The organism is Actinomycetota bacterium (genome assembly GCA_041658625.1).
Lineage (GTDB): Bacteria > Actinomycetota > JAHEXW01 > JAHEXW01 > JAHEXW01 > JBAZZW01.
Window position 1 is genome coordinate 530,981 of record JBAZZW010000001.1, and the last position, 25,260, is coordinate 556,240.

Consider the following 25,260-nt stretch of genomic DNA (forward strand, 5'->3'; position numbering starts at 1 on the left):
GGTCCGTTTCACCCGTTCCCAGCCCAAACTTCACAGATTCTTCAAAAGTCCCTGGTAAAGTGATAGTATCGGGTAAGAAAGGAAACGCGATATGGCCGGAAAAAAGATACTCGTCGTCGACGACGAACCGCAGATAGTCGAACTCCTCAACTCGTATCTCGCTAAAGAAGGTTACAGCGTCAGCGACGCGGCCGACGGCGAGGCGGCGTTGGCGGCATTCCGTCGCGAACAACCCGATTTAATCCTTCTGGACTTGATGCTGCCCAAACTTAACGGTTATGAAGTATGCCGGGAGATAAGATCGCAATCCCGGGTACCGATTATCATGTTAACCGCGCGCGACGAGGAACCCGACAAGATCGTCGGACTGGAACTTGGCGCAGACGACTACATAACCAAACCCTTCTCGCCTCGCGAGGTCGTAGCCAGAGTCAGAGCCGTCCTCCGCCGGAGCGAAGCGGGGGAACCCGAGGAAAAGATTATCCGAGCCGGCGACATCGAGATCGACCAAGCGCGCCACGAAGTAAAGAAAAACGGCGAGGCTATCGAATTAACGCCGACCGAATTCAAACTGCTGGCTGTTTTGGCCGACAGCCCGCGCCGCGTCTTTACCCGACTTCAGCTGGTCGAAGAGGTGCAGGGCTATTCCTTTGAGGGCTATGAGCGGACGATAGACGCCCACATAAAGAATCTCAGGCAGAAAATTGAAGACGACCCCAAGAATCCCGCCATAATCGGCACGGTCTACGGTGTCGGCTATCGCTTTGAAGCAGAAAGCGAGTAACGGTTTGTTGAGACTGTTAAGCCCGAAGAGCCTTATGTTCAAACTCACGGTGATCCTGACGGGTATTGCCCTGGCGTCCGTCGTCATCGTCGCGGTTTTGGCCAACTTCACCATCAACAAGCGCTTTAACGAGTATCTTGCCGAAGGCCCCGGCTATACCGTGGTCAGCCCGGACAGCACCAACAGAGATTTGGTTCCCAATCAAACACCGACCTTCCAGTGGATGTTCAGACATATGTTCGGTGCTCCTGAAGAGCAATTCCTTGCCGCCGTTAACCAGTCTTTATGGATCGCGGGGGTTTTGGTTATCCTGATCGCCGGACTGATGAGCCTGATATTCGCGCGGCGGATGACATCTCCGATCCAGCATATGACCAGGGCCGCCAAACAGATATCCGCGGGCAAGCTCGACGAAAGAATTCCTGTGGAAACACGCGATGAAATCGGTGAACTGGCTGCCAGTTTCAATCAGATGGCGGAGAGTCTTGAGAAAAACCGCCAGATGAACAGGCAGCTTCTAGCAGGAATCGCGCATGAGCTAAAGACCCCGCTGACCATAATCCAAGGCAATCTTGAGGCGATCCTCGACGGCGTCCAAGATGCCACACCCGAGAAGATAGCGGCTCTGCATACCGAGACGGCTCTCTTAAACCGTTTGGTAAACGACCTGCGAGATCTGACTTTGGCAGAAGCCGGGCAGCTCAGACTGTCGGTCGAACCGGTCAAGCTGCGTCCGTTGATTGCCAAGATCGTTGAAATGCTGCAGCCGATGCTGCACGACAAGTCCATCAACCTCACCGTTAAGGTCCCGGCGAGCCTGCCGGTGGTAACCGCCGACCCGGACCGCGTGACGCAGGTTTTCTACAACCTTCTGTCAAACGCCATCCGCTACACCCCGGAGCACGGACAGATCGACATCATCGCGTCGACGTCAAAGGATAAGAACTTCGCGGAGATAACCGTTAAGGATAACGGCGAAGGGATACCGTCTGACGACTTGCCGCTGATCTTTAATCATTTTTACCGCGTCGACGAAGCCAGAGCCCGTAAGACCGGCGGCACGGGTGTCGGCTTGGCCATTACAAAACTACTTGTCGAAGCCCACAGCGGTACTATTACAGCCACCAGCAAGCTGGGCGAAGGCAGCTCGTTCACCTTCACCCTCCCGGCGGCCAAATAGTCTTCAAAATAGTTCGTCTTTCGGCGCTTAAAGCCGCCGCGTGGCAAGTCCCGGTCTTATCCACTCGGAAGAACGCTCGATTTCCTTAAGCTGGGAAATCTTCGCTCCCTGTAAATCCTACGACTGTTACAGCGTTCTAGAACGCTGTAACAGACCATGCTCGCTATATGTTCAAGGGGTCAGGCCCTTTCGTCTTATGCGATAGGGCCTGACCCCTGCTTCCGTTGAGATAAGCCCCGCACTTCCTTTGTTTCGCGGAATGCGGCTTCACGCGCCCAGCCACCATTAATATTCTTCGAGTGAGCGTTAATTACGAACTTGCCCTGAGCTTGTCGAAGGGTCGAGAAGTCCCTCTCCCCTGCGGGGAGAGGTTAGGTGAGGGGGCCAGGTCAGAGGACAATGCACCCGCGGACCTAAATACATAAAGGAAACCCAGGGTCGAGGCTCCCGCCCACACCTCAGCATAGACTCGCGGAAAAGGTCGCTCGATTTATTAAACTACAGATCAGAGTGTTTTTAGATATGCGATCAGCTCGGCCAGATTTTTATCTGATATGTCCCAACGGGGCATCCAGACACTAAGCCGTTCTCCCTTTTCGTTTACTCCCTCTGTGACAGCCTTCTTAAATTTGGCTTCGTCGAATCCTTCCTTCGCCAGTTCTTCCCAGCGGATATCCGCCGACGAGGTCTTATTGTCAGGGAACAGGAAACCGCCTTTACCGTCAATCCCGTGACAATTGGCGCAAGAGATCGGGCGCATCATATTAGACATCATAGCGAAACTGCCCATGCCGGATACGGGGGTGATTATTTCATCGTTACCGTCCACCGAGGTGAGATAGATCTTTTCGCCAGACGATTCGTATTTAGACTTGGCGAAGCTCGTCATCATGTTCCGCAAGAGGTCGATGTTCATGCCATAGGCGCCGCCCGTTATGCCGCCGTTGCCCATCATGCCGCCCCCCATCCAGGAAGTATTCGGCTGTAAGAGGCTGCTGTCAGGCGAAGCGACAAAAGAACCGTAGTTTAGAAAGTAGACCCCGACCATCATTAAGAGGCCCAGTATGCCGACGGCGACCAATAGTAAACCGACCATTAGTCCCGTTTTTTTCATTTCATCAAGTCCTTCATCGTCTCGTCGTACTGCTTTTTGTCGATTTCGCCGTTTGCGTAACGTCGTTTTAAGATATCCAATGGTATATCAGCTGATGCTCCGCCGCCGCCTGATTTCCCGGTTTGCATGGCTGCCCAAATCGCGACACCGATGCCGACCGCGATCAGCAACACAAAGAAGACTCCGCCGATCATCATAAGCCACGAACCTCCTCCCGACATCATATATCCAGGACTACTTCCGTAAGAACCGTACATCACGTCAACCACCTCCTTATAGCTAATGCTATGCTTGTCGTATGAAAAATGGAAGCGGCCACGAACATGAGCATCAAAAGATGAATCACGAGGGCCACGGCGGCCAACCCGCCGCGTCCGGAGGAGCGGATAGACACGCCGGGCATAAAATCGCCGATTTCCGCCGGCGATTCTGGATAAGTCTGGCTCTAACCCTTCCCGTCCTCGCTTTGTCGCCCGTCATCCAGGGATTTCTTCGGGTTGGCGACCGCTGGAGGTTTTCGGGCGACGCCTATCTTTTATTCGCGCTTTCATCGGTTGTTTTCTTTTATGGCGGTCTGCCTTTTCTAAAAGGCTTGTTAAGCGAGCTAAAGGCGCGCCGGCCCGGCATGATGACGTTAATCGCCGTGGCCATAACAACAGCTTACGTCTATAGCGCGGCGGTTACTTTCGGCCTTATGGGCGAGGTCTTCTTCTGGGAGCTCGCGACACTGATAGATATCATGCTGCTCGGACATTGGATCGAGATGAAATCGGTTATGGGCGCCTCGAAAGCCCTCGAGGAGCTGGCGCGGCTCATGCCGTCCGACGCGCATATGGTAATGCCCGGCGGGATGGTTCACGATATCCCCTTAAGCGAACTGAAATTCGGGGACACAGTTTTAATAAAGCCGGGGGAGAAGATCCCGGCCGACGGCGATGTTATCGAGGGCGAAACTTCAGTCAACGAATCAATGTTGACCGGTGAATCAAAGCCCGTGACCAAGAAGGTGGGAAATTCCGTCATCGGCGGCGCCGTCAACGGCGAGGGATCGATTAAGGTTATCGTCCGGAAAACCGGCGCCGATTCCTTCTTGTCTCAGGTGATTGAACTTGTCCGTCAGGCGCAGGCCAGCAAATCCAAGACGCAAGACCTGGCCGACCGGGCGGCGGTTTGGCTGACAGTCGTCGCCCTCGGCGGTGGCGCGTTGACACTGGCTGTTTGGACCCTGATAGTCGGAGCCAAATTCGATTTCTCGCTGGAACGGACCGTGACCGTTATGATTATCGCCTGCCCGCACGCCCTCGGCCTGGCCGTCCCTCTGGTTGTGGCCGTATCCACAGCCATCGCCGCCGCCAACGGTTTCCTTATCCGCAGCCGGAGCGCTTTTGAAACGGCCCGAAATATCGACGCCGTTATCTTTGACAAAACCGGGACTCTGACCGAAGGCCGCTTCGGCGTTACGGACATATTCATCCTGGACAAGAACTTTTCGGAAGACGACATCAAGCGATTGGCGGCCGGAGTCGAAGCAAGGTCGGAACACCCGATCGCTCAAGGCGTCGTCAAATCATATGATGGCCAACCGCCGGCAGCGGAGGCGTTTCAAGCTCTGGCCGGCAAGGGAGCGATGGCTACCGTGGAAGGCCGCGCGGTCAAAGTCGTCAGCCCCGGCTATCTCACCGAGGCCGGTCTGGCGGTCGAGAACGACGCTGTTGATAAGACGCGCCAGCAGGGCAAAACGGTCGTTTTTGTCGTCGTCGACGGAAATATAGCCGGCGCTCTGGCCTTGGCCGATATCATCCGCCCGGAATCCAAGGACGCGGTCGCGCGTCTCAAGGAGATGGACGTCAAGTGTCTGATGCTAACGGGCGACAGCCACACGGTCGCCGCCTGGGTGGCTGCGGAACTGGGCTTGGACGATTTCTTCGCGGAAGTCTTGCCAGCTGATAAAGCGGCTAAGGTCCGGGAGGTACAGGCTGGCGGTTTGACGGTCGCCATGACGGGTGACGGCGTGAACGACGCGCCCGCTCTGGCCCAGGCCGATGTTGGCGTAGCCATAGGAGCGGGAACGGATATCGCGGTCGAGACCGCTGATATCATCCTGGTCCGCAGCGACCCGCGGGACATTCCGGCCGTTATAGAATTATCCCGCGCCACTTACAGGAAAATGATTCAAAACCTGGCTTGGGCGACAGGATATAACGCGGTCGCGATACCTCTGGCCGCGGGCGTGTTATTCAAAGCGGGGCTTACGTTGACTCCAGCCATGGGTGCTGTTTTTATGTCGTTATCAACAGTCATCGTGGCAATAAACGCCCGCCTGCTAAAGCTTTAAGTAATCTCGGCTTTAGCTGAGCACGGACAGATCGTTCACTTGCAGCCTCCCGGCGCATAGTAGCTCTTAATCCGACCGGAATTTTGGAAATATCTTCTTGACTTTTTCTACTTAAGCATATTAGATACTATTATAACTCATATAAGTTAAATTTATGGCTTTAACTAGGAGGACTACAATGCGGTCTAAAGAGGAAATACTTAGGGATTTGGCCAAAGGCGTTGTCGAGATGGACGAAGCGGGAGTCATCAAGACGGCGGAAGAGGCTCTCGCGGCCGACATCGACGCCTATGAGGCGATCATCGATGGTTTGACGGTCGGAATGCAGGAGGTAAACCAGAAATACGAAGAGGAAGAGTACTTCGTTCCGGAGGTGTTGGTTTGTTCCGACGCGATGTATGCCGGTCTCGATGTCTTGCGGCCCCATTTAAAGACCGAGGAGATGTCCGAGCCGGTCAAGGTAGTTATAGGCGTCGTGCAGGGCGACACTCATGACATCGGGAAGAACCTGGTCAAGATGATGATGGAAACCAGCGGCATGGAGGTTTTCGACCTCGGGCGCGACGTTCCGTTGAACAATTTCGTTGAGAAGGCTGAAGAAATTGGCGCTCGAATCATCTGCCTGTCGACTCTAATGACGACAACGATGGATGGAATGAAACAAGTCATCGATATGCTGAAAGGCAAAGGCATCCGCGATAACTACTTGGTTATGATCGGAGGAGGCCCTATATCCCAATCCTTCGCCGACCAAATCGGCGCCGACGGATATGCGCCTAACGCTTCTGCGGCTCTTAAGAAAGCTAAAGAATTGATTGCCGGAGTTGTTGCCGCATGAGCTCGATTCCGTGCGACAAAATGACCCCGAAAGAACGCTTCGGCGCGTTTCTAGGCGGCCAACCTATGGACAGGCTGCTGGCCAGCCCCATCCTCACGCCTAACCACGCCTCACGCATTGCGGGATTAAAGATTAACGAAGTGAACAACAACGGCAAAGCCATGGCCGCGGCCTCCGTAGCCGCCTTCAAAAAATACCGGCACGACGCCGTATACATCTTCTCCACGACCTCGACCGTGGCCGAAGCCATGGGCACGACCATGAAGTTTCCCGAGGACGACGCGCCCCAATTTGTCAAGGCGGCCGTTGAAACTCGAGAGGACGTAAAGAAGCTGAAACCTGCCGATCCAAAGAAGGACGGGCGGCTTCCCGTCTATATCGAGGCGACCGAGCGTTGTGTCCAGGAAATCGGCGACGAGGTCTTTATGGTGCCGATCGTCGGCGCGCCCTTCACAACGGCTGCGGCTCTGCGCGGCACGGAGGATTTCGTCCGCGATCTCTATCGAGATCCCGAGTTCGTCCACGAACTTCTGCAGGTCTCCCTGCAGTCGGTCTTAAACGCCATCGACGCGCTGGTCGCGGCCGGCGGAGTTCCAGTCACCGTCGAGCCGATCGCTACCGGCAGTTTAATCAGTGAAAAACATTTCCGGGAATTCGCGCTGCCCTATCTGAAGCCCGTATACGAACGTATCCACTCCCACGGATTGCCGGGCGTCTTGCATATATGCGGCAAGGTAAAGCGTGTTATTTCCGCGATGGCCGAGTCCGGCGCCGACGTCCTTAGCATTGACGACATCGACATGGAAGATGCAAAGAACCTGGTCGGCGACAAAGTCACGCTGATGGGGAACGTTAAGCCCGCAGAGGTCTTTTACCAGGGTACGCCGAAGCTGATGGACGCGGAAACCAAGGATTGCATCCGCAAATCATATGACAGCCCCAAAAGCGTCATCGTCTCTAGTGGATGCGAGCTGCCGATAAACACGCCGCCCGAGAACGTCTTCGCCTTTATGGACGCGGTGCGGAAATACGGCAGTTTCCCGATAAACCTTTAACCGCGCCGGTTATTTGCCGGGAAAAGTCATGGCCTTAACAAAGCGCTGTTCGAATTCTGGGTGAGAAGCCAAGTCGACCGTGTCGACTTGGCTTCTCATTTCTTCAAGCTCGCCGCGAAATTCCTTGCTCGTCAAGGCGAGCTTAGCGCCCGCCAGCGAGGAATTCCCGACAAATGTGAACCTCTCGGACATTGTTTTTGACAGCACCCCGATGCGTGCCAAACTGGACGGATTAAGATGGTACCCGAAAGCGCCCGCGATATAAACCTCGGTCAAGTCGCTGTCACGCAATCCCAGGCTGTCCAGCAAAAGACCGATTCCCGTTACCACTGCGGCCTTAGCCAGTTGGACCTGGCGGATATCACTCTGGGTTAAAGCGATCTCGCGGCTGTCGGGAGAATCTCCAGCAGCAATATAACGCCGCGTTTTTCCTTCACCATTGGCAAGCGCTCCGCTTAATCGCCCGCTCGCTTCGATAGCCCCGGCCGATAAGAGAGCCGCGGTCAGATCGATCAAACCGGTTCCGCAGATTCCGGACGCCGGTTTTCCATCCACAGTATGGATCTGGATGCGCCCGTCGTGGCCGAGTGAGACCCTGTCGATCGCCCCCGGCTCCGCTCTGCAGCCGCAGGAGATATTCATGCCCTCGAAGGCCGGGCCGGCAGCCGTCGAGCAAACCGCTATCCGGCCGTCGGCGATAACCGCCATCTCTCCGTTCGTCCCAAGGTCGGCAAACAGGGCCGGACCTGTCTTTCGATAAAACTCCGTCGCCGCCAGACCGGCCGAAATATCCGACCCGACAAAAGGCGATATCGACGGCAGAAGGTAGACGTCGCCTTCCGGAGCAATGTCTAAGCCGATACCGGCTGAGCCGATAGTACGGCCTTCGTTGAATACGGACCGGTAAGGCGCGCGGCCTAACGGATACGGATCAACACCGGCGAAAATATGCAGCATACACGTATTAGCGGCCACCGTGACTTCACGTATGTCCGCCTTCGAAATCCCATTCCGCCCGCAAAGGTCCCCGATCGTTTTGTTGACTGCTTCGACCGCCGCGCGCTGCATTTGTTCGGTCCCTCCGGCGGTGCGCGAAGCGTAGTGTACGCGCGTTAGAACATCATGTCCGTATGCGACCTGCGGGTTCAAGCAACCTGTAATTGCGACTTCATGGCCGCTATGCAGATTGACCAACGACACAGCCATATTGGTCGTACCCAAATCCAAGGCTGCGCCGAAGCTGCCGGCCTCTGACTTAATGTCGATTTTCTCCGGAACGGGCTCGGCGGTGCGGTGGCCTTCGCTGGGAACCGCCACAGTTATATTTCCTTGAATCAAAGTCCGGCAAGCCAGTCGCACACCCTGATCGATTTCCGCCGGGGATAGCAGTTCTTTTTCGGTGTCGTCCGCCGGCGATACCGGCCCTTGGATGATTGCCTTGCATTTTCCGCACGTTCCGTTCCCGCTGCAGGGGCTGTCGAAAAACACGCCGGCCAACCGCGCGGCCTCCAAAACAGTAATATCCTCGCCGATATCCAGCACGTGCCGCGTGCCAAGGAAGCTTACGCTGCGTTTATTGTTCTCGTCCATGCCGTTCTCCCACGACCGCGGCGGCAGCGTCATATGCGGCCAAGACCGGTTCCAGCGGAACCTCCGGATACAGACCGGTCGTCGACCCGAAAATATACCGGTTGGACGCGTTATCCCGAATAAGCGCCGCCGTCTCCGCGGCAATTTCCTCGGGTGATTTCCAGCCGGACACATCTGTTAAATCCAGCCCGCCCCACAGCGCCAACCCTTCTTCCGCCGCCGCGCGCATACCGGCCATATCCATCCGCTTGACCGGTTGGAAATGATAAGCCGAAAATCCGATGCGAAAAAGATCTTTGAATAGCGTCGTTGTGTTGCCGTCCGAATGGAAAACAACCGGCCGGCCGAGGCGCCGCAGTTCGTCAACCGACTCCGATAGAACAGGTATTATCGTCTGCCGCATCGCCCCGGGTGAAATCAAAGGGCCATCGTCACCGGCCAAATCATCGAGAATCAAGATTCCGTGGGCGCCGGCCTCCAAACAACGGCTCGCCTGTTCAATATGGCGATTCATGGCCAGCTTTGCCTGAGCGCGGGCGCTGTCCGGGTTGCGAATAGCCAAGCGGCAGAATTCCTCCCATCCTAAGTTTTCGATAATTGCCCATAAAGGTCCGGAAATCAGCGCCAGTACAAACAAGTCGCTCTCCTTGCGCCAATAGTCCACCGTCCCGCCCTCTGCCTCAGCGACGACAATATCGGCGCCTAGCCGGTCAAGAAGTCGGTGCAACTCATTCGGATCCGTTCCATCGCCGCCCGAGAATTTGCCGACAAATTCAGACCAGATAAATAATTCTCCACGGGCCGGCCCGTCCGTCGAACGGCCGTCCAATACCCGCTCGACGCGCGTTATCTTATTCAAACGATTTCTCCTTAGCCGCACGGGTCATGGCTAGAATGTTGGATAACGGCGTGCGTGTACTCAAACCGCAAGCCGGGGCAAGGATATCTATCCGGGCAGCCAGAACGTATTTTACGGCCGCGGTTATTTCTCGCGGCGAGCCCTTATGCAGGAGCAGCGTGCTGATGTTTCCCATCAGGGGGATATCCGCCAAGGCGTCACGGACCGTGGAAATATTGACACCGGAATCAAAACTTACCGCGTTTGCTCCAATCGAAGCAATCTCAGGCAAAACCGGCGTGATATCGCCGCAGATATGGACGATCGTCTTGGCCCCGGCGTGCTTGATAGATGCGACAAGTTCCCGCAGCGACGGCGCTACAAATTCCCTAAAAGCCGCTTTGCCAAGTATGTCGCCTGTCGCCGACGGGTCGGCAATAGCGATAACGTCCGCGCCGCGCTCAGTTTGGCCGACGGCAAATGAAACGCAGCAGCTTAAGGCGACATCCAGCAAGCTGTTTAGGCCTTCCGGGTCTTTGCGCACCATTCTGTAGACGGACAACGGATCTAGCACCGAGGCAACCAAGCTCATCGGTCCCACGACATTGCCGATTATGGGTGTATCGTTAATCGCCGGCTTCAATGCGGTGATGGCATCCAGCACGACCGGCATCCTTCCGGTTTTTTCCGGGTCAAAGGCTTCTACCGCCGCCGACTTGATTTCGTCCGCGTACACAGTCATGTGCGGCTCAACCGATGCCGAACCGTAGTCCACGCCGCCGCCAAGAGCCTCCGCTTCAATCGTCATGCAGAAAGGAAGCCCGACGTTTTCAATATCCGTCAGTTCTCGGGTCGCGACGGCTAGTTTTGCCATCAACCCCGGATTTGTATGGGCATCCGGCCAGCCATACCCGGCCGTCTCCATAACCTCAACGACTGCGGCATTCATCATCCCGCCGGGCATTACGACGGGCGGCCTATCGACCGGTCTGCCGGCCAAGACTGCTAATAACCGCTCTTTCTCAGTCGTCATCTTCGTCTCCCCATGGTTTTGCAGACTATTAATTATTATTATATCTGATATAAGACTTTTTTGGGGGAGGGCAAACGGTGGCCGCTATGTAATTTCAGCTGTGGCGTTCGGATCGAAGGGATTTGTGCGGACAGCCATGGCGAAAAGATACGGATACGACCTTTTCAAGTGCTTCATATAGTCCACCCAGGCCGCTAAAACGGCGACATAGGCCCGCTTGGTATCCGTCGCTATATGATTGTAGTCGGCCGTTGACAGTTCTGTTACGTCGGCTCTCGCCTCCAACTCCTCCGTCAGGTGGAAGACAGACCACAAAACGTTACTAAAATCCTCGTGCTCCAGCAGGTTCGGGTTTTCCAGAAGCCGCAGCATAAACTCCCGTTTGCCAACCATGAATTCCTTTAGGTCCGGCAGGTCCGGGTCGGTCACCCTGATCTTGTATTCATAATTCGCGACGCTGTGTCTGGTCGCGTCGAACATCTTGTCCGTCCAATCCGGCGTAACCAGAAAATGGCGGCGGTTCTTTTCGAATTCCGCGTCCAGGCTGAAAACCAGTCTCATAAAATCCGTGCCTACTTCGCTGAAAAACGCCCCGATGACCATGTTGAGCTTGTTGAGCATGGCGCGTTTCTCGCTCGCCTCTAATAACCGATCGATAACCAACGTTACCAGCAGTACTTCGATTGGCAGAAAGGCCAGATCGCCTAAGGCATAGATAATGATGTGGTGAAAATCGCGAAAAACAAGAAAATGAAAACCGTAGATCACCATAGAGGCCGCAATCAAAGATACGGCCAAAACAATCATCCTCTTTTTCTTAAGCATTTGCCGCCTCCTCAAGACCGGACGCCAAGCCGAGTTTGCGGAACATCCAGGGTCCGCCAAAAGTAATCCACAAACCGATCGCGACATAATTCATATAATGCAGCGGGTCGGAAAAAGCCGCCAAGTTCATTCGCCCCGCCAGTCCGCTCCCGGCAAATATGCGCGGGACCACATATAAGACGGCCACAACAATGTCTCCCGCCGCGAAACGCAAGGCTTTTTGCCAAACCGGACCGCCGGCGCTGAACGACACATACCTGTTCAAGAGGGCAAGCCCCAGGCAAAAACCCGACAGCACCGACATAATAAGTATAACGTCGCTGGTTGGATGACTGATTGCCAAAACCGCCGGTACAATCAAGGACAAAATAACCTGCCAATGGAAATCCAGTTCCTTCAGCCACTTTTCAAGAGCAGCACCGCCCGACGCGTATAGCCACAAGGCAAGCACTCCAAGGATGAATCCGGCCAGAACGTCGGTCGGAAAATGAACGCCGAGATAGATCCTGGAGAAGCCGATCAGGGCCATCATGGCCAAGGCGACCACCCATAACCATTTCTTTTTGTACCACATAGCGAACATGCCCCACATGATTGTCGCCTCCATGGTATGAAAGCTCGGCAAGCCGTAACCGGAGGCGTCGTCCAGTTTAACCGAGAAATCAAAATGGTAGGGACGAGGCTGCCGGAAAAGGTCTTTAAGACCGTTGGCAACATAGCTGGTGGACAAGAAAAGCAAGCCGGCGTGGGCTCCCAAGCCTACGTCCACGCACCAAAAAAAGAACGGCAGCGCGATAACGTACACGGTCGCGTCCCCCAGGGAGGTTATCGCCCTGAAGAAAGCGTCGAGGATGGGACCATGGATTTGCTGGACAGCGATTATGATGTCTACGCCGCCTTGAAGGACCGGATTGCTCATGGCACTTTATTCTAGGTTTTATTGAAGGTTTTGGCAAATCGCAAAATGTTTATTGCCTGGGGTAAGCTGATAGTATATGCTGTAAGCAAGTCGCGTCCTTGTAACATATGTGAGAGCGCATATTGGGAGGTAGCAATGGGTCTGAGAAAGTCTGTAACATTAGTAACACTCGCCCTGCTCGTGGCTTTGATGTCGCTTGCGGTAGGCTGCTCCGGCAGCGCGGAGACCACCGAAGTTCTGGAAGCTGACGCCGCCAAAGGCGTCAAAATCGCAGTTGGCGAGCAATTCGATCTTGTGCTTGAGTCCAACGCCACGACCGGTTTTGAATGGCGCCTGGTCGAGCCGACAACAGAAGAAACCGTCAAGAAGATAAAGAATGAATACCAAGAACCGAATACCGGAACTGTCGGCGCGGGCGGTACGGATCATTGGACTTTTGAGGGCGCCAGAGCCGGAGAGGCGACGATCAAACTTGAATACATCCGTCCCTGGGAGCCCAACGCGCCGCCTGACAGGACTATTACTTTAAAGGTTACCGTAACGGAATAATCAGTTCGCTTCTACAGCCGATTTTAATGAGGCTGCCACCCGGTTCCGACCGGAGTGTTTCGCCTCGTAAAGCGCCCTATCTGCCAGCTTTATCAGCTCGACGCTGTTAGAAGCGTCTTCGGGATACGAAGCAATCCCGAGCGATAACGTAATCCGGCCGTTGGGCTGGTTTTCCTCGCCAACAATCGCTTGCGATTCTACTGCTTTCCGAATGCGTTCGGCCACTTCCAGCGCTTCGTGTTTCTCGGTTTCCGGAAGGATCAGGCTGAACTCCTCCCCTCCATACCGGAAAGCCATGTCGACGCTACGACTTGAGCTGATAATGGAGCGAGCCACTAGGCGCAGGACTTCGTTCCCCTCTTGATGGCCGAAACGATCGTTATAATGCTTGAAATAGTCTATGTCGGACATAACGAAAGCGAACTTGTGACCGAACCGTTTTGACCTTTTAATCTCGTCATGAAGGGCCATCTTCAGTTTGCGAATGTTATAAAGACTGGTTAATTCATCAACAAGGCTTAACTGTTCAGTGCGCTCGTGTAGTTTGGCGGTCTCCTCCGCCACCGCCGCCTGTCCAGCCAACGCCGATAGAAAGCCGATATCATCGTCCGTGAAACTCCTTGGTGATGTGCTGTACACCGTTAATACGCCTATTGTCCGTAAGCCGGATGTCATAGGCACAGACAAGAGTGAACTAATGTGCGTTCCCCGCAGACCATGACAACGTTCGTCGTCATCCGTATTGCTAACATGCAACGGCTCTCCAGCCATGGCGACCCAGCCGGCCGGTCCCTCACCAACTCTTAGGTCATTCACGGACTCTACTGCCCTTTTAGACAACCCGTTGCTGGAAGCGACTATCAGAAGATCGGTGGTATCGCCGAACAGGTGGACGGTGGACGCGGTTACTTCAAGAGACTCAACCGCGTCGTGAACGGCTATTTGCAGGACCGATTTTACTTCCAGTTTCGAACCGATTTTCTTGCTAACGTTAAAAAGAGCCTCCATCTGCTTGGCTTTAGAATCGAGCATACCGGTTAATTCGATAAGCCGGTTCTTTTCCTCGCTGATTCGGACTCTGGCTGAAACCAGGTAGTACGTTGTGTAAGCCGCGGTGAAATAAACTGGAACCCGGATTATTAAAAAGTCTCTGAAACTATCGCGCATTTCTCCGTAGAACACCGTGTGAGAGACATACCCTAGACAGACCAGGGTGGCTATGGCGGCAACGTGCCGGCCCTTTTCGGCAGTCGCGCCGGCCAAAATCAACAAGAGGAAAAACAGCGGAAAGAAGTCACTTCTCGGTCCACCGGTAAAAACGACCAGCAGGGAAACCCAAACCGTCGCTGCCGCGCACCAAACCAGTGTCCAAGGAGACGACCGAAATCGTTCGGAGACTTTGCATAAGGCGGCGAAAGCTAAAATGGCGACAACGATTAAAAGACCGACAGCCAGACGGTTAACTGGAACACCCCGAGGAACAAAAGTTGATAAGAAAACAGCTAGGGATACAACAGAGCCGGCGATAAATATCTCGCGGCTTAGTTTGTCTGAGATGACCGGGGTTCGGTTTGTTTGATTTTCTGTCATATAAGCGCCTCTTGGGAAACTGCCAAATATTGTAACACATGCAATTGATATTGTGAAGTATGGCACATAATAAGTTATGGCTTCATCTGCCAATTCGGTCTGTGATACTATATTCGCATGGACTTTACCGAACTCGTTCAAGCCAGACGCAGCGTCCGCACGTTTAGCGACAAAGAGGTTTCTGAGAAGATAATCAAACAAGTCGTTGAATGCGCCCGTTTGGCCCCCAGTTGGAAAAACCAGCAGTGCTGGCATTTTATCGTCATTCGGGACAAGGAGAGAATCGCTGAACTTGTATCCGACGGCATGGTTCTCGGCAATTCCTGGCTTAAGAAAGCGCCTGTCCTAATAGTCGCTTGCGGCGATCCCGCCAGAAGCGGCCAGCGGGGCGGTGTTCCCTATTATGCCGTCGATGTGGCTATCGCCATGCAGCACCTTGTCCTAGGAGCGACCGAACTCGGCTTGGGCACGTGCTGGATAGGGGTGTTCGACGAGCCCAAGCTTATTGGCGCGCTAGATATCCCTAAGAACATGAAGATAGTAGGCTTAACGCCGCTCGGCTATCCCGCCGACAATATGAGCGTTCGGGAACGTTTGACGAAAACCGCCGTTGGCAGCAAGCGCCGGAAACCGCTGGCGGAAATCCTTCATTACGAAAACTGGTAGATGATTGTTACCGAAGGTGACCGACGAGGCGTTCTTCAGGAACATGATTGCCGCAAGACTTACGCACGCTTGACATAACTATAGTTTGCTCTTACAATTGTTGTATAAGAGAAATTATATCAGAGGAGATTTCCAGATGGCTAAGACGGTTGAACTTTCCCTTTTTACGTCAGAGCTACAGAGGCTTGTACAGACACTGATCAGAACCTATGAGAAGTGTGATCACGGATGTGTAAAGCGCCTCGGGGTAACTGCGTCACAAGGTTCATCACTGCTTTTCTTTCAGGAAGAAGGCGACCTGACTATGAAAGAACTAAGCGAGTTGATGGGCTTGGCCGAAAGCACGATGACTCGAGTGGTCGATCAATTGGTCAGCAAGGATCTGGTAAGAAGGGACGTCGACGCCAACGATCGCAGAGTAGTCCGTGTCAGTCTCACGCAAGACGGAAGAACAAAAAGAACCGCTCTGGAGAAGTCACTTAATGAGCTTTTTGCCCAGGGCCTGGGAGGTCTTGGGAAAGAGGACAGGAAGACGATCTTGGCTAGTTTAAGGAAGCTAGTATCAGCGGTTGAAGCAATTTGTAAAAAGCAGTGTTGGCGATAAAAATTTTGCCTTAATACTTCGCAGTTACAATAACTGTAGAACACAATGAAAGGAGGACATAGAAATGATACGAGGGTTGAATAGGAAAAAATCAAAGGTAGGAGTGGTTATCGTCTCCGGCAGCTGTTGTATTCCGGGCATGGCTCCGTTCGATGAAGCGGCGCAACGCATTGTTGAGCAGGCAGTCTCTGAAACAGGTGTGGCGGCTCTCGTACGTGTAGTTCCGGCGAGTAATGCTATGTTTGGCGGTGTGCCCATGAAAGTGACGGCTCAGCTGATGAGTGAAGCCAATAATGGACGCATGCCGATACCGGCCATTCTGATCAACGGAGAAGTCGTCTCTTATGGGGTCCCCAGCTTAGAAGAGATGAAAAAGGCGCTTCTTGGGAGTGCAGAGAAAACACCTATCAAGGAGGAACAGTCAAATGAATAATGATTTTAAGAATCTTATGTTGCCCAACGAATCAACAAAGTACCTTTTCTTTGGCGGCAAAGGCGGTGTCGGCAAGACAACCTTGGCCACCGCGACCGCCGTGTGGTTTGCAGACCATGACTACAGAACAACAATTGTCTCAACCGATCCCACGGTAAGTCTGTCGGCTATGTTTAGTCAGAAGATCGGCGGTGAAGCCCGAGTACCCGTCCGCCATGTGCCCAACCTTTGTGGGCTGAATATCAACCCCAAGGACGCTAAAGGCGTTTTTCAGCAGCGCCTAAACAGCGTGGTGGGGCAAATGCTGGGCACCTTTGGCGGCGATGTCGTCAGCACTCCATGCGCTGAAGAGATGGCGACCTTCGACCAGTTCGTTACCTTTTTGGAGGAGCCGGACAGCGATGTGATAATCTTTGACACTGCTCCCACCGGCAAGACATTACGAGAGCTCGCCATGCCGTTCGACTGGGCAGGTTTCTTACAGAAACAGATCCAGGAGGGTAAGAAGCTGGCTGAAGTAATGAATATGGACGGTAATTCATTCGAAGGCCTGGAGCAAGACAAGCAACGATATGAAAACGCCCTAAGCGTTTTGCGCGATCGCACGTCCACTTCATTCAGCCTGGTTCTGCTGCCGGAAAGGCTGCCGATCGAGGAAACAGAGAGCGCCATTAGCGGCCTGGACCACCTTGGCATACCGGTTCAGGCACTGGTGGTGAACCAGTGTATTCTGCCTGAAGTTATTGAGGGCAACCGGTTCCTGGCGGCGCGGGCAAACTTACAGGCTCGCTACCTCGATGAGATTGAAACACGCTTCGCTGAACTCACCCGGGTAAGTCTGCCTCTGCTGGACCGCGATGTGTCTGACATATCTACATTACGCCAGGTCGGAGAGATACTATATTGACAGGCCGCTTGCGAGTCATTGTATTATGGGGAAAACCTTTCTTGAGCGGAATTTGCAGGAGAGACAGCCTAATATGTCTTGGGACGGACGACTTTCTTGGTTTTCGTGTGACAGGACTGGCAGCGCTCCGCGCCATGGCACTTAGCGCATCCTTCTTTGCGATCCGTGGTTATTAATCCCTGATGGTTGGTCGACCAGGTCTTATCGTGGCTTCTCGGCTTTACCTTGTGGCACTCGTTGCAGTAGTCGGTAACCCAGCCGTGACAGTCCTGACAGTATTCCGGATTCTGGGCCTGCACGTCATTGTGAGTTTGCAGCCAGTCAGCGGCCCGATGATCTTGCGGCAGGGCTTTCTCTGTATGACAAGCGCTGCACTGGTTAGGCGCTGTGACACCATCATGACATTTGTAGCAGCCGACCATGTCAGGTTTGTTGCCCAGTTTTGCCTTCGCGCTATGCACAAGTTGCGCGTGACAGTCGACGCACATCAATTTACGCAGCTTCGTATGGGAGGCGTGAGGAATAACCAGATCGCCGGCCGGTGTGATATCCCGCTTTAGCTTGTGGCAGACATCACAGTCCTTATCCATAGGCTTAGCGTCAAACCCCGTGATGTTCCGATTGCCGCGGCTTAGACCTACCTTGATGATCAACTTATCCATGATTCCGATTCTTGCTTTTAGCGCTTGCCAGGTGTCTCTTTGGATATGACAGTCAGTACAGGTGACCTTCTTATGAGTCGCCTGCAACCATTTATCATATTGGTCGGGGTGACAAGTTCGGCAGAATCCTGGCGAGAAAGCGACCAGGCTGGGTAGGATTACAACGGCAAAGACAACCAGGACTACGAGGCCAATCCGACTGGTAATCCTGACGACGCGCCTCATACGAGGATGGCCGCGGTCGTCTGGCGGCTGTGCTTCGTTGATGGGGTTCTCTGGTTCTATCACGTGAAAATTATATCACGGAAACAGTTCCCAACCGGCAATCCAGCATTGACTGTAGGTCTATCTGGTGACCAATAAATACCAGACCAGCAGGAATGTCTCCATCCACCAACTTACGTAAGATATTATCAGGCTGACGGCAAGCGGAAGCCGGAAAGGTCTAGCGCCATGTGTATCCATCCTTGGTCTGATGACAAACCACATATAGGCGCTGTTAATCGCGATAATTATGGCGATAATGAACTGGAGGAAGCCTACGCCCGTAAACGCGCTATCCCTGTATAACACCAACGCCCCAAGCGTCGCGATCAGGAAGCCAAGCCACATTACGGACGCTGTCGCTTTAATGGTCATCATGGCAGCGTTTGCCCACTCCTCGGACTTTCTGCCGCGCCAGGCTTCCAGGCTGACAACCATGACCGAACCCAACGCGCAGACTATTCCGCCTATCATCGCGAACAGCGCCAGTAAGTCCAGCCACGGTATACTCCAGCCGCCTACTAGCCTCATTTTGATCAAGAATGTCCTGCTAAGAACACTGGGTATACTTGCGGCTGGGAAGCTTTCCCGGTCTCCGATAGCCAATGAATAGTCGCCCGTATAGTCTTTGGGGTCGTAAACGATAAAATAGTAGGTGTTGCCTTTCTTGGCGTTGATTTTTACAGGATTGCCCGAGTATAGTAGCTCCCCGCTGAAAGGTTCGAAAATAGCGTTACGGGTTGTCGGCGGTGAAATCAATTTAGATCCCATACTTTTAGGTAGTGGGACCGGCGATTTCTTCGCGTGTCCGATAATGTTCTTGCCAACCACTATGACCGCAGGCGCAAACCTCTCGTTCGAGTGACGCACGGGGACAAGCGCCTCGACCGGAATTACGGCGTCCTTGCCTACTTTGAAATAGTAGATGTCCGTTTGTCCGGGAACGGTAATCGCGCCGTAAACAGCCTGGCTGTCAATCGTCGCGTCGTCGATTTTAATGGCCATTCCAAACTCTTCGGTCGCCTCTTCGTCGGCTGGACTCTCTATGATCGGCTGATGCGCCAGGGCAGACGCGCCAAGCAATAGAAACATTATGATTGTTGCAGCCATAAGTTTGTCTTTTTTTGTCATCTTTATCCTTTTTTAGTCAGAGTTTAATATATATCTTGCGGTCAGATTTCCATATATGTAGAGATTATGTTTACCAGCAGAAATAGTCAAGATTTGACATCCCCGGATACGCGTGATAATCTTCATACCTAGATACCCTAGGTATGAAGATTGGAGCAGCAATGACTGAGCTTACTAAGGGGAACACGACGACAATAATTCTAGCGTTGTTGCGGATGGAGTCTATGTACGGTTACCAGATAGTCAAACAAATGAATGACCGGCACATGGATATTATGCAGATGAATGAAGGGACTGTCTATCCACTGCTCCATAATCTTGAGCGGCAGGGTCTGGTGACAGGCAAATGGCGGAGAGTAGAACACCAAAGAGCCCGAAAATATTATGAGTTGACCGCCGATGGCGAGAAAGTCCTGGAGAGAAGCATTTCGCGGTGGCGTCGGTTTTCATCAGCCCTCGATAGCTTGATCGGGAGCACACCATGAGGATCAATGAACGAATCGACCAAATTGTCAAAGGGTTGGGTATAGAGCCACAAGCAGAGGAATCCCTTCGGCTAGAACTTTCATCGCACTTTAAAGAGTCCATCGATCAGTATAGGGAAGAAGGTCTTTCTGAAGATTGCGCGGTCGAGCAAGCGCTTAGAGATTTTGGCCAACCGGATAAGATCCGCCGGCAGCTAAAACAAACCTACTCGGAGGTGTATTTGATGTCAACCATAGGCAGAGTCATTTACAGCAAACCCGCGGTTGGGACCGGCATGGTTCTGGCTACACTGGCGGCCTTGGTTTTTGTGATTTGGGGCGGCTCCGGTGTATACCAGTTGACAAAACTACCGCCAAGCCCGACCGCTTGGCACGACGCGGACTCGACGCCGTTGTTTATGGTGGCGTTTGCCATCCCGATGCTGGTCCTTTTCGGCGGAACGATTGTGCGCTGGATAAGGACAAAAGTTATGCCGGACAGACTTCTTATTTGGACCGCCGGCTTAATGGTCTTCCTGTTTATACTGGCCGACCTGGCCGTCAAATAGGCATTAGGTAAAATCCAAATATGGCGAGTATTCCCTAAGGCGCTTTCTCTTCTGTTTGAAGTCAGGCACCGTCTTCTCCAAGAGCGACCAGAATCTTGGTGAATGGTCGGGCTGTTTAAGATGGTATAACTCGTGGACAACGACGTAATCTAGCATGTCAGGCGGCAACATAACCAGCCGCCAGTTAAAATTAACCGAACCCTTTCGCGAGCAGCTTCCCCATCGTGACCGTTGGTTCCTTATCCGTACAGATAACGGAGCTTTGCCTATTACTTGGGACCAACGCTCGACCGCCTGGCCGATTTCTGCCTCAGCTTGCCGGCGATACCATTTGTCGAGAGCTTTCTTTACTAGATCGGATTGAACCTCATCATCGGATTGTTTTATTTCGACTACGAAACGCTGGTCTGATAGAACACACTTGGGCCGCGCGCTCCTCCCGGAGACAACTACAGTAAGCAAGTAATTTTGTCCAAGGTATGGGAAAAGCTCTCCGCCGGCGTAGTATTTAGGCAACTTGAGGCGACAATAATCTGTGGCCAGTTTCGCAAGGCGCTTTTCCGCCCAGTCTTGACGGTCGTTGACCATTTCTTCAAGTTTGTTTTTCATGAGGCTCCGCGGTGCAGAAACAATCAGAATGTCCGGCCATTTAACCGAAAATCCGACGCTGTTTTTACGCTTGGAGTGAACCACCTCAACGTTAAGACCCATTGTCCTAAGATAACACGGATGAATGCCTAGATTATCTAGGCATGTCTTATTTGGGCTAGCGGTCGTCTGAATACCATACTGAACCGTGCTGCTTCTTATGTCATAATTGGGTCATGTTGACTGCGGCGACATATGGATTAATCGGAGGCGCGGCGCTTCTCCTAGGCGCTTTTGTCGGCCTCTATACTAATATTCCGCAACGAGTTGTCGGCGCTATCATGGCCTTCGGATCCGGCGTCCTAATATCCGCCTTGACCTTTGACCTTATGGCCAAAGCCTACGAGTCAGGTGGTTTTGATTCCACTAGCATCGGCTTTGTCGTGGGAGCCGTTCTTTATGTCGGCGGCGATTATCTGATTGACAGGTTCGACGGTCATATTCATAAAAGGAGCCATCGAAAGAAGATGATGGCTAAGGCAGAAAGCGGCAAACCGGCCACTCCGATTGTTTCCGGTTCAGCGATTTTCTTGGGCGCCATGCTGGATGGAATCCCTGAATCAGCAGCTATCGGCGTCGGCCTGGCCGCGGGACAAGGTTTCGGCTTAATCATGTTGGTCGCCGTGTTTATAAGTAACTTGCCGGAGGGCATTTCCGGAGCCATCGGCATGAAGCAGGCCGGCAAAACCCATGCTTATGTAATGGGTGTCTGGTCATCGGTTGTCATTACGGCCGGGATCAGCGCTGTGCTGGGTTATCGGTTTCTCGCCTCATCAACCCCTGACATTTTGGCCGCCGGTTTGGCTGTAGCCGCCGGCGCAATCCTTGCCATGCTGGCGGATACTATGATGCCTGAGGCCTTTGAGGAGGGCGGGCGGCTTATCGCGCTGGTAACCGTGCTGGGTTTCCTGTTAGCTTTCGTGGTTTCCCGTTTGGCCGGATAAACCAACAGCGCCGGATTTTTGCCGGCGCTGTTAGCTACTGCTTCGATGTGTATCCCTTTGACTATTGATTGCCGCTTAAGTTCTTGTCCACGTGAAACTTATCGGCCTTGTCTTTTAACGCCTTCGCGTCCGCTTGTAGCTTCTCCGCTTGTTTGTTGAGCGCGTCAACCTCGGCGTCGGATGCGGTCGCGAGGGCTAGGGCATCCCCGCCGGCGATAATATCGTCAGCCAGCTTAATCCTGTTGGCCGTACCCGTCTGGAAGATCGCGTTTACTTCCTTCTGCTTCTTCGTATGGTCGATCAGCATCTGGAAATATGTCTTCATATCCGCCGAAATGTATAACTTTCTGGCGTTTTCATACTCGGTAATCATTTTGTCGAGAAGCGAGGCTTGTTCCACAATCTGCTTTTGGATCTCCAACAAAACCGTCTTTCTCTGTTGCATGCCGGGTATGTCGGCCGGCATCGCGTCGACGCGATCCCAACTCTTATTGATCTCTGCCTGAAGATTATTGTAGTCGTCGAGGAAAGAATTGGCCAGGTCAATCGACTTGTTGGCCTTGTCCGTTTCGTATGTCTTAACCGATCCGCCACAGGCCAGCATAAAGAATGCCAGCAACGCTACGACTACCGCCCCGACCGCTACCTTCCGCCACGTTCCGCCCATAAGTGCCTCCTTAGCTTGTGATTATTCGCAAGTCAATTGTCGGCATAACAGGCGGTTTAATCAAGCGTTTTGGTTGACTTAAATCCGGCATAAGAATATAAGTTAGGTATGAAGATGCTAAGTCGTTTCTTCACGATGATTGTACTGGTTGCGCTCTTCTCTCTCCTCTCCGTAGCGCCCGCAGCCGCCGAGACAGTTTCCTTAAATCCATCGGCTGACGTCCCTGTTATAAGTATTCACCCTAATACTCAATATGACGATTATCCGATGCTGTATTTGTTCCATACACCAGAGGGTGAAAGACACTCTTTCTTTATACACTTTGATTTGTCTAGCGTTCCTGTGGGTTCAACAATCGACAGCGCTACATTGCGTCTATATGTTTTGGGTCGCGATGCCTCCAATCTTATGATTCCGGTTTACAGATGTACCGAACCTTGGCCAACGCCTTTGACTTATAATAATCAACCAAGTGTGAGTTCAAGTCCTGTTGTAGAAACCGCCTTCACGGCAGCTACGGCCTCATGGCAGACCTTCGACTTGACAGGCCTCGTCCAAGGTTGGGTAAATGCTGAGTATCCAAACAACGGTATCAAGGTAGGTCTTCCTAGATTTATGAAGAATACCGTCCGGTTCATGTGGACATTACCCAGTAGCGATAATGAAGGTTCGGATATTTGGCCAGCGCTGGTGGTCAACTATACAATCCCGGCTGCCCCTGAATCAGAAACAGGGATAACTTCTCCATCAACATCAGAGACACCGGCCGGTTCGACGGAACCGACGCCGACATCAAGCGCCCAAGCTACGGGATCTCAAATTACAAAGGTCAAAGCCGATAGAATCAAGACGAGTTCCGCGTACATAACGTGGACGACCGACGCTGATTCAAACAGTTACGTCGAATATGGCGAGACGACTGCATACGGTAAGACTTCCGGAAAAGACGATAAGCTAAAGACTCACTCTGTCCAGTTAATCGAGCTTAAAACAGATAAGACATATCACTTCCGGGTAAAAAGCACGAACGCAGACGGACACCAGGTGGTCTCCAAGGATTATACTTTCCGGACGGTAAAAGAGATAATCCCGGCTGAAACGAAAAAACCCGAAGAGAAAAGTCATGTTTTGTTCTGGGTCGCCATCGGCGTACTTAGTCTGCTAGTTCTAATCCTTGCGGGTATCCTTGTCTTCCTCTACATCCGCAACCGCAATAAGTCCTAATTATTCCGCAATCAGCATTTGGATTTCGGTGAGGTAGTTGTCCGGGTTGCCCTTAAGGATCATCCCCGGCCCTTTTACATAAATCTCACGCGTAGGCAGCTGGACCTTATACCCATTCTCTTTTACGTAGTTTGAGATCTTTTCGTAGCTCCGCGACAAAGTCTCGTACGGGCCTTTATGTATCAATGAAACCCCCTTGCCGCCGGGAAGTTCGTGCACCTTGACGTCGCCCTTGTCCTCGCCTTTTCTGACCGGGATGCATGTTTCAATATCGGCGTCAGTCTCTTTATAATCTTCGTCAAAATAAAGGTTCATCGGGTTGCCGGCCATATTGCGTCCCGCAACCCTCATGACGGCGCCGAGCTTCTCTCCGACCTCGTCATACCGGCCTTTATACCGGATTCCGGCGACGAGCATCGTCTCCAGATTCTTCTCCTCGACCTCGAAACTTCCGTTTTGAGCTGTCATGACGGCCTCCTTTTTACTATCGATAATCTCCTTGCGTAATTAGGGTGTCTGAAGTGCTCTCAATTGTAATACTAGGGTCTGCCCTAAGGGTAGAGTCAAGAAGAATCTTCAAGGTTTTTTCAGCTTAATCCAAATTTAACAAACCGTAATGGAGGCATAACAGTCAAGTCCGAAGATAAACTCGGATACTAACTCAAGACCAACGTAAGGAGGTGTTGAGAATGGCAGAAGCCAAAGAAAGTCTCTCTGCGCTCTAAGGTCAGCGGTTACAAAATCAGGCCTTCGGCCGCACCATGATTAGTGTCCTGGTCATACTGTAACTGTTCTTGGGTACAAGCATTTATGATAATGCCCTGGGCGTGAATGGCGCCGATTCGCTCCTCGAGTTCTTTACAGGAGCTGTAATCGTCTATCTTCCTAATCTCGGCGATAAACTGCTGGCCGTATTTCACGACAATGTCTTTGTGATGCTCTTCATGCCTCTTAAGCCGCAGCTCGTAGGCATCCCACCTGGCTTGCAGCTCAGCCGGGGCTTCGTTCTTGTCAACCCATCGAGGAAAAATGTACTGAATCCAAGCGATGACTTGAACCGGCTCACAACTATCGCCTTTAGGAATCGGGTAAGCCCAATCAATTGCCCAGTTGGCCTTGGCAAACCAATTACCATCGCTATCTCTCGGTCCCAATTCCGACATTTGTTGGAAAAGCTCTTCCGCCGTCGTCCCGCGGATGTCGTAGTATTCGACGTGTATGTCTTCGCGAACTTCGTCCATAATGAGCGGCTTATTGAAGCCGCTGTCGGCTTGTTTGGTTTGTGTTTGACGATTTAGTGTGGCCGACGCGCTACAGCTAAGGGACGTTAGAGCCAGACAGGCAATTAGGAAGAGAGTGGCCCGGTGAGAAGGAAGACTATGCATAGCATAATCATATACACGTAGCAGATGATTGGGTAGCCCGTC

28 protein-coding genes are annotated in these 25,260 nt (G+C 52.7%); 14 read left to right on the forward strand and 14 right to left on the reverse strand.

The features are described 5' to 3' along the window. The first annotated feature begins 91 nt into the window (after window positions 1-91). On the forward strand, window positions 92-784 hold the full coding sequence (locus tag WC891_02620) for a response regulator transcription factor (GenBank protein ID MFA5866839.1): 693 nt from the start codon (window positions 92-94) through the stop codon (window positions 782-784). Beyond that, window positions 750-1,964, forward strand: a complete 1,215-nt coding sequence (locus WC891_02625; protein ID MFA5866840.1) for an ATP-binding protein — start codon at window positions 750-752, stop codon at window positions 1,962-1,964. Before WC891_02620 ends, WC891_02625 begins: the two co-directional genes overlap by 35 nt. Window positions 1,965-2,469: 505 nt before the next feature. Here WC891_02625 and WC891_02630 read toward each other — a convergent pair. Both WC891_02630 and WC891_02635 read right to left on the reverse strand, forming a co-directional pair. Further along, window positions 2,470-3,078 (reverse strand): cytochrome c, encoded by a 609-nt coding sequence (locus WC891_02630; protein MFA5866841.1) that lies wholly within the window; start codon window positions 3,076-3,078, stop codon window positions 2,470-2,472. Further along, window positions 3,075-3,275 carry an SHOCT domain-containing protein gene (locus WC891_02635; GenBank protein ID MFA5866842.1) on the reverse strand — a complete coding sequence of 67 codons (201 nt, stop codon included), beginning with the start codon at window positions 3,273-3,275 and terminating at the stop codon, window positions 3,075-3,077. The genes WC891_02630 and WC891_02635 overlap by 4 nt, the downstream gene beginning before the upstream one ends. A 101-nt stretch (window positions 3,276-3,376) precedes the next feature. On the opposite strand from WC891_02635, the gene WC891_02640 reads away from it, so the two are divergent. From WC891_02640 to WC891_02650, 3 genes are all read left to right on the forward strand, one after another. Continuing rightward, entirely contained in the window at window positions 3,377-5,413 is a 2,037-nt protein-coding gene (locus WC891_02640) for a copper-translocating P-type ATPase (protein MFA5866843.1), read from the forward strand. Window positions 5,414-5,591: 178 nt separating this feature from the next. Beyond that, window positions 5,592-6,251, forward strand: coding sequence for a corrinoid protein (locus tag WC891_02645; GenBank protein ID MFA5866844.1), 660 nt, complete (start codon window positions 5,592-5,594; stop codon window positions 6,249-6,251). Beyond that, window positions 6,248-7,306: a uroporphyrinogen decarboxylase family protein gene (locus WC891_02650; protein MFA5866845.1), complete on the forward strand. Its 1,059-nt coding sequence runs from the start codon at window positions 6,248-6,250 to the stop codon at window positions 7,304-7,306. The genes WC891_02645 and WC891_02650 overlap by 4 nt, the downstream gene beginning before the upstream one ends. 9 nt (window positions 7,307-7,315) lie before the next feature. Here WC891_02650 and WC891_02655 read toward each other — a convergent pair whose 3' ends face one another. The 5 genes from WC891_02655 to WC891_02675 all read right to left on the reverse strand — a co-directional run bounded on the left by WC891_02655 (window position 7,316) and on the right by WC891_02675 (window position 12,511). Further along, on the reverse strand, window positions 7,316-8,896 hold the full coding sequence (locus WC891_02655; protein ID MFA5866846.1) for an ASKHA domain-containing protein: 1,581 nt from the start codon (window positions 8,894-8,896) through the stop codon (window positions 7,316-7,318). Continuing rightward, the gene (locus tag WC891_02660; protein ID MFA5866847.1) at window positions 8,880-9,755 is read right to left on the reverse strand and encodes a uroporphyrinogen decarboxylase family protein; all 876 of its coding nucleotides are present in this window, start codon (window positions 9,753-9,755) and stop codon (window positions 8,880-8,882) included. The genes WC891_02655 and WC891_02660 overlap by 17 nt, the downstream gene beginning before the upstream one ends. Next, the gene (locus WC891_02665) at window positions 9,748-10,767 is read right to left on the reverse strand and encodes an MtaA/CmuA family methyltransferase (protein ID MFA5866848.1); all 1,020 of its coding nucleotides are present in this window, start codon (window positions 10,765-10,767) and stop codon (window positions 9,748-9,750) included. The genes WC891_02660 and WC891_02665 overlap by 8 nt, the downstream gene beginning before the upstream one ends. Window positions 10,768-10,851: 84 nt before the next feature. Further along, window positions 10,852-11,592, reverse strand: coding sequence for a hypothetical protein (locus WC891_02670; protein MFA5866849.1), 741 nt, complete (start codon window positions 11,590-11,592; stop codon window positions 10,852-10,854). Further along, entirely contained in the window at window positions 11,585-12,511 is a 927-nt protein-coding gene (locus WC891_02675; protein MFA5866850.1) for a phosphatase PAP2 family protein, read from the reverse strand. Before WC891_02675 ends, WC891_02670 begins: the two co-directional genes overlap by 8 nt. 135 nt (window positions 12,512-12,646) lie before the next feature. On the opposite strand from WC891_02675, the gene WC891_02680 reads away from it, so the two are divergent. Beyond that, window positions 12,647-13,060, forward strand: coding sequence for a protease inhibitor I42 family protein (locus WC891_02680; GenBank protein ID MFA5866851.1), 414 nt, complete (start codon window positions 12,647-12,649; stop codon window positions 13,058-13,060). Here WC891_02680 and WC891_02685 read toward each other — a convergent pair whose 3' ends face one another. Beyond that, window positions 13,061-14,650, reverse strand: a complete 1,590-nt coding sequence (locus tag WC891_02685; protein MFA5866852.1) for a sensor domain-containing diguanylate cyclase — start codon at window positions 14,648-14,650, stop codon at window positions 13,061-13,063. 117 nt (window positions 14,651-14,767) lie between these two features. On the opposite strand from WC891_02685, the gene WC891_02690 reads away from it, so the two are divergent. The 4 genes from WC891_02690 to WC891_02705 all read left to right on the forward strand — a co-directional run bounded on the left by WC891_02690 (window position 14,768) and on the right by WC891_02705 (window position 17,260). Continuing rightward, window positions 14,768-15,316, forward strand: coding sequence for a nitroreductase family protein (locus tag WC891_02690; GenBank protein ID MFA5866853.1), 549 nt, complete (start codon window positions 14,768-14,770; stop codon window positions 15,314-15,316). A 136-nt stretch (window positions 15,317-15,452) separates the two neighbouring features. Beyond that, window positions 15,453-15,920, forward strand: coding sequence for a MarR family winged helix-turn-helix transcriptional regulator (locus tag WC891_02695; GenBank protein ID MFA5866854.1), 468 nt, complete (start codon window positions 15,453-15,455; stop codon window positions 15,918-15,920). A 64-nt stretch (window positions 15,921-15,984) separates the two neighbouring features. After that, window positions 15,985-16,353 (forward strand): hypothetical protein, encoded by a 369-nt coding sequence (locus tag WC891_02700; GenBank protein ID MFA5866855.1) that lies wholly within the window; start codon window positions 15,985-15,987, stop codon window positions 16,351-16,353. Next, entirely contained in the window at window positions 16,346-17,260 is a 915-nt protein-coding gene (locus WC891_02705; protein MFA5866856.1) for a TRC40/GET3/ArsA family transport-energizing ATPase, read from the forward strand. The genes WC891_02700 and WC891_02705 overlap by 8 nt, the downstream gene beginning before the upstream one ends. 68 nt (window positions 17,261-17,328) lie before the next feature. Here WC891_02705 and WC891_02710 read toward each other — a convergent pair whose 3' ends face one another. Together WC891_02710 and WC891_02715 are read right to left on the reverse strand one after the other, a co-directional pair. Continuing rightward, window positions 17,329-18,210: a cytochrome c3 family protein gene (locus tag WC891_02710; GenBank protein ID MFA5866857.1), complete on the reverse strand. Its 882-nt coding sequence runs from the start codon at window positions 18,208-18,210 to the stop codon at window positions 17,329-17,331. Window positions 18,211-18,267: 57 nt separating this feature from the next. Then, a complete protein-coding gene (locus WC891_02715) occupies window positions 18,268-19,317 on the reverse strand; it encodes a hypothetical protein (GenBank protein MFA5866858.1) in 1,050 nt (349 codons plus the stop codon). Window positions 19,318-19,478: 161 nt separating this feature from the next. Between WC891_02715 and WC891_02720 the strand changes: the two genes are divergently transcribed. Continuing rightward, window positions 19,479-19,802 (forward strand): helix-turn-helix transcriptional regulator, encoded by a 324-nt coding sequence (locus tag WC891_02720; GenBank protein ID MFA5866859.1) that lies wholly within the window; start codon window positions 19,479-19,481, stop codon window positions 19,800-19,802. Then, window positions 19,799-20,350: a permease prefix domain 1-containing protein gene (locus tag WC891_02725; protein ID MFA5866860.1), complete on the forward strand. Its 552-nt coding sequence runs from the start codon at window positions 19,799-19,801 to the stop codon at window positions 20,348-20,350. The genes WC891_02720 and WC891_02725 overlap by 4 nt, the downstream gene beginning before the upstream one ends. A gap of 3 nt (window positions 20,351-20,353) precedes the next feature. Here the strand turns inward: WC891_02725 and WC891_02730 are convergent, their stop codons facing one another. Continuing rightward, entirely contained in the window at window positions 20,354-21,061 is a 708-nt protein-coding gene (locus WC891_02730; protein ID MFA5866861.1) for a SprT family zinc-dependent metalloprotease, read from the reverse strand. Window positions 21,062-21,174: 113 nt separating this feature from the next. On the opposite strand from WC891_02730, the gene WC891_02735 reads away from it, so the two are divergent. Further along, window positions 21,175-21,942 carry a ZIP family zinc transporter gene (locus WC891_02735; GenBank protein MFA5866862.1) on the forward strand — a complete coding sequence of 256 codons (768 nt, stop codon included), beginning with the start codon at window positions 21,175-21,177 and terminating at the stop codon, window positions 21,940-21,942. 61 nt (window positions 21,943-22,003) lie between these two features. Here the strand turns inward: WC891_02735 and WC891_02740 are convergent, their stop codons facing one another. Next, window positions 22,004-22,609, reverse strand: a complete 606-nt coding sequence (locus WC891_02740; GenBank protein MFA5866863.1) for a hypothetical protein — start codon at window positions 22,607-22,609, stop codon at window positions 22,004-22,006. 135 nt (window positions 22,610-22,744) lie between these two features. Between WC891_02740 and WC891_02745 the strand changes: the two genes are divergently transcribed. After that, window positions 22,745-23,833: a DNRLRE domain-containing protein gene (locus WC891_02745; GenBank protein MFA5866864.1), complete on the forward strand. Its 1,089-nt coding sequence runs from the start codon at window positions 22,745-22,747 to the stop codon at window positions 23,831-23,833. Here the strand turns inward: WC891_02745 and WC891_02750 are convergent, their stop codons facing one another. Together WC891_02750 and WC891_02755 are read right to left on the reverse strand one after the other, a co-directional pair. Further along, window positions 23,834-24,301 (reverse strand): GyrI-like domain-containing protein, encoded by a 468-nt coding sequence (locus WC891_02750; protein MFA5866865.1) that lies wholly within the window; start codon window positions 24,299-24,301, stop codon window positions 23,834-23,836. It abuts the gene before it with no gap. Window positions 24,302-24,567: 266 nt separating this feature from the next. Beyond that, a complete protein-coding gene (locus tag WC891_02755) occupies window positions 24,568-25,074 on the reverse strand; it encodes a DUF922 domain-containing protein (protein ID MFA5866866.1) in 507 nt (168 codons plus the stop codon). Between the last annotated feature and the right edge of the window lie 186 nt (window positions 25,075-25,260).

Bases quoted from the DNA above. Each gene is read 5' to 3' on its own strand.
- WC891_02695 (MFA5866854.1), top strand. From the start codon at position 15,453: ATGGCTAAGACGGTTGAACTTTCCCTTTTTACGTCAGAGCTACAGAGG.
- WC891_02735 (MFA5866862.1), top strand. From the start codon at position 21,175: ATGTTGACTGCGGCGACATATGGATTAATCGGAGGCGCGGCGCTTCTC.
- WC891_02645 (MFA5866844.1), top strand. From the start codon at position 5,592: ATGCGGTCTAAAGAGGAAATACTTAGGGATTTGGCCAAAGGCGTTGTC.
- WC891_02745 (MFA5866864.1), top strand. From the start codon at position 22,745: ATGATTGTACTGGTTGCGCTCTTCTCTCTCCTCTCCGTAGCGCCCGCA.
- WC891_02720 (MFA5866859.1), top strand. From the start codon at position 19,479: ATGACTGAGCTTACTAAGGGGAACACGACGACAATAATTCTAGCGTTG.
- WC891_02750 (MFA5866865.1), bottom strand. From the start codon at position 24,301: ATGACAGCTCAAAACGGAAGTTTCGAGGTCGAGGAGAAGAATCTGGAG.
- WC891_02620 (MFA5866839.1), top strand. From the start codon at position 92: ATGGCCGGAAAAAAGATACTCGTCGTCGACGACGAACCGCAGATAGTC.
- WC891_02670 (MFA5866849.1), bottom strand. From the start codon at position 11,592: ATGCTTAAGAAAAAGAGGATGATTGTTTTGGCCGTATCTTTGATTGCG.
- WC891_02630 (MFA5866841.1), bottom strand. From the start codon at position 3,078: ATGAAAAAAACGGGACTAATGGTCGGTTTACTATTGGTCGCCGTCGGC.
- WC891_02635 (MFA5866842.1), bottom strand. From the start codon at position 3,275: ATGATGATCGGCGGAGTCTTCTTTGTGTTGCTGATCGCGGTCGGCATC.
- WC891_02740 (MFA5866863.1), bottom strand. From the start codon at position 22,609: ATGGGCGGAACGTGGCGGAAGGTAGCGGTCGGGGCGGTAGTCGTAGCG.
- WC891_02665 (MFA5866848.1), bottom strand. From the start codon at position 10,767: ATGACGACTGAGAAAGAGCGGTTATTAGCAGTCTTGGCCGGCAGACCG.
- WC891_02680 (MFA5866851.1), top strand. From the start codon at position 12,647: ATGGGTCTGAGAAAGTCTGTAACATTAGTAACACTCGCCCTGCTCGTG.
- WC891_02755 (MFA5866866.1), bottom strand. From the start codon at position 25,074: ATGGACGAAGTTCGCGAAGACATACACGTCGAATACTACGACATCCGC.
- WC891_02700 (MFA5866855.1), top strand. From the start codon at position 15,985: ATGATACGAGGGTTGAATAGGAAAAAATCAAAGGTAGGAGTGGTTATC.
- WC891_02650 (MFA5866845.1), top strand. From the start codon at position 6,248: ATGAGCTCGATTCCGTGCGACAAAATGACCCCGAAAGAACGCTTCGGC.
- WC891_02655 (MFA5866846.1), bottom strand. From the start codon at position 8,896: ATGGACGAGAACAATAAACGCAGCGTAAGCTTCCTTGGCACGCGGCAC.
- WC891_02690 (MFA5866853.1), top strand. From the start codon at position 14,768: ATGGACTTTACCGAACTCGTTCAAGCCAGACGCAGCGTCCGCACGTTT.
- WC891_02640 (MFA5866843.1), top strand. From the start codon at position 3,377: ATGAAAAATGGAAGCGGCCACGAACATGAGCATCAAAAGATGAATCAC.
- WC891_02675 (MFA5866850.1), bottom strand. From the start codon at position 12,511: ATGAGCAATCCGGTCCTTCAAGGCGGCGTAGACATCATAATCGCTGTC.
- WC891_02705 (MFA5866856.1), top strand. From the start codon at position 16,346: ATGAATAATGATTTTAAGAATCTTATGTTGCCCAACGAATCAACAAAG.
- WC891_02725 (MFA5866860.1), top strand. From the start codon at position 19,799: ATGAGGATCAATGAACGAATCGACCAAATTGTCAAAGGGTTGGGTATA.
- WC891_02715 (MFA5866858.1), bottom strand. From the start codon at position 19,317: ATGACAAAAAAAGACAAACTTATGGCTGCAACAATCATAATGTTTCTA.
- WC891_02685 (MFA5866852.1), bottom strand. From the start codon at position 14,650: ATGACAGAAAATCAAACAAACCGAACCCCGGTCATCTCAGACAAACTA.
- WC891_02730 (MFA5866861.1), bottom strand. From the start codon at position 21,061: ATGGGTCTTAACGTTGAGGTGGTTCACTCCAAGCGTAAAAACAGCGTC.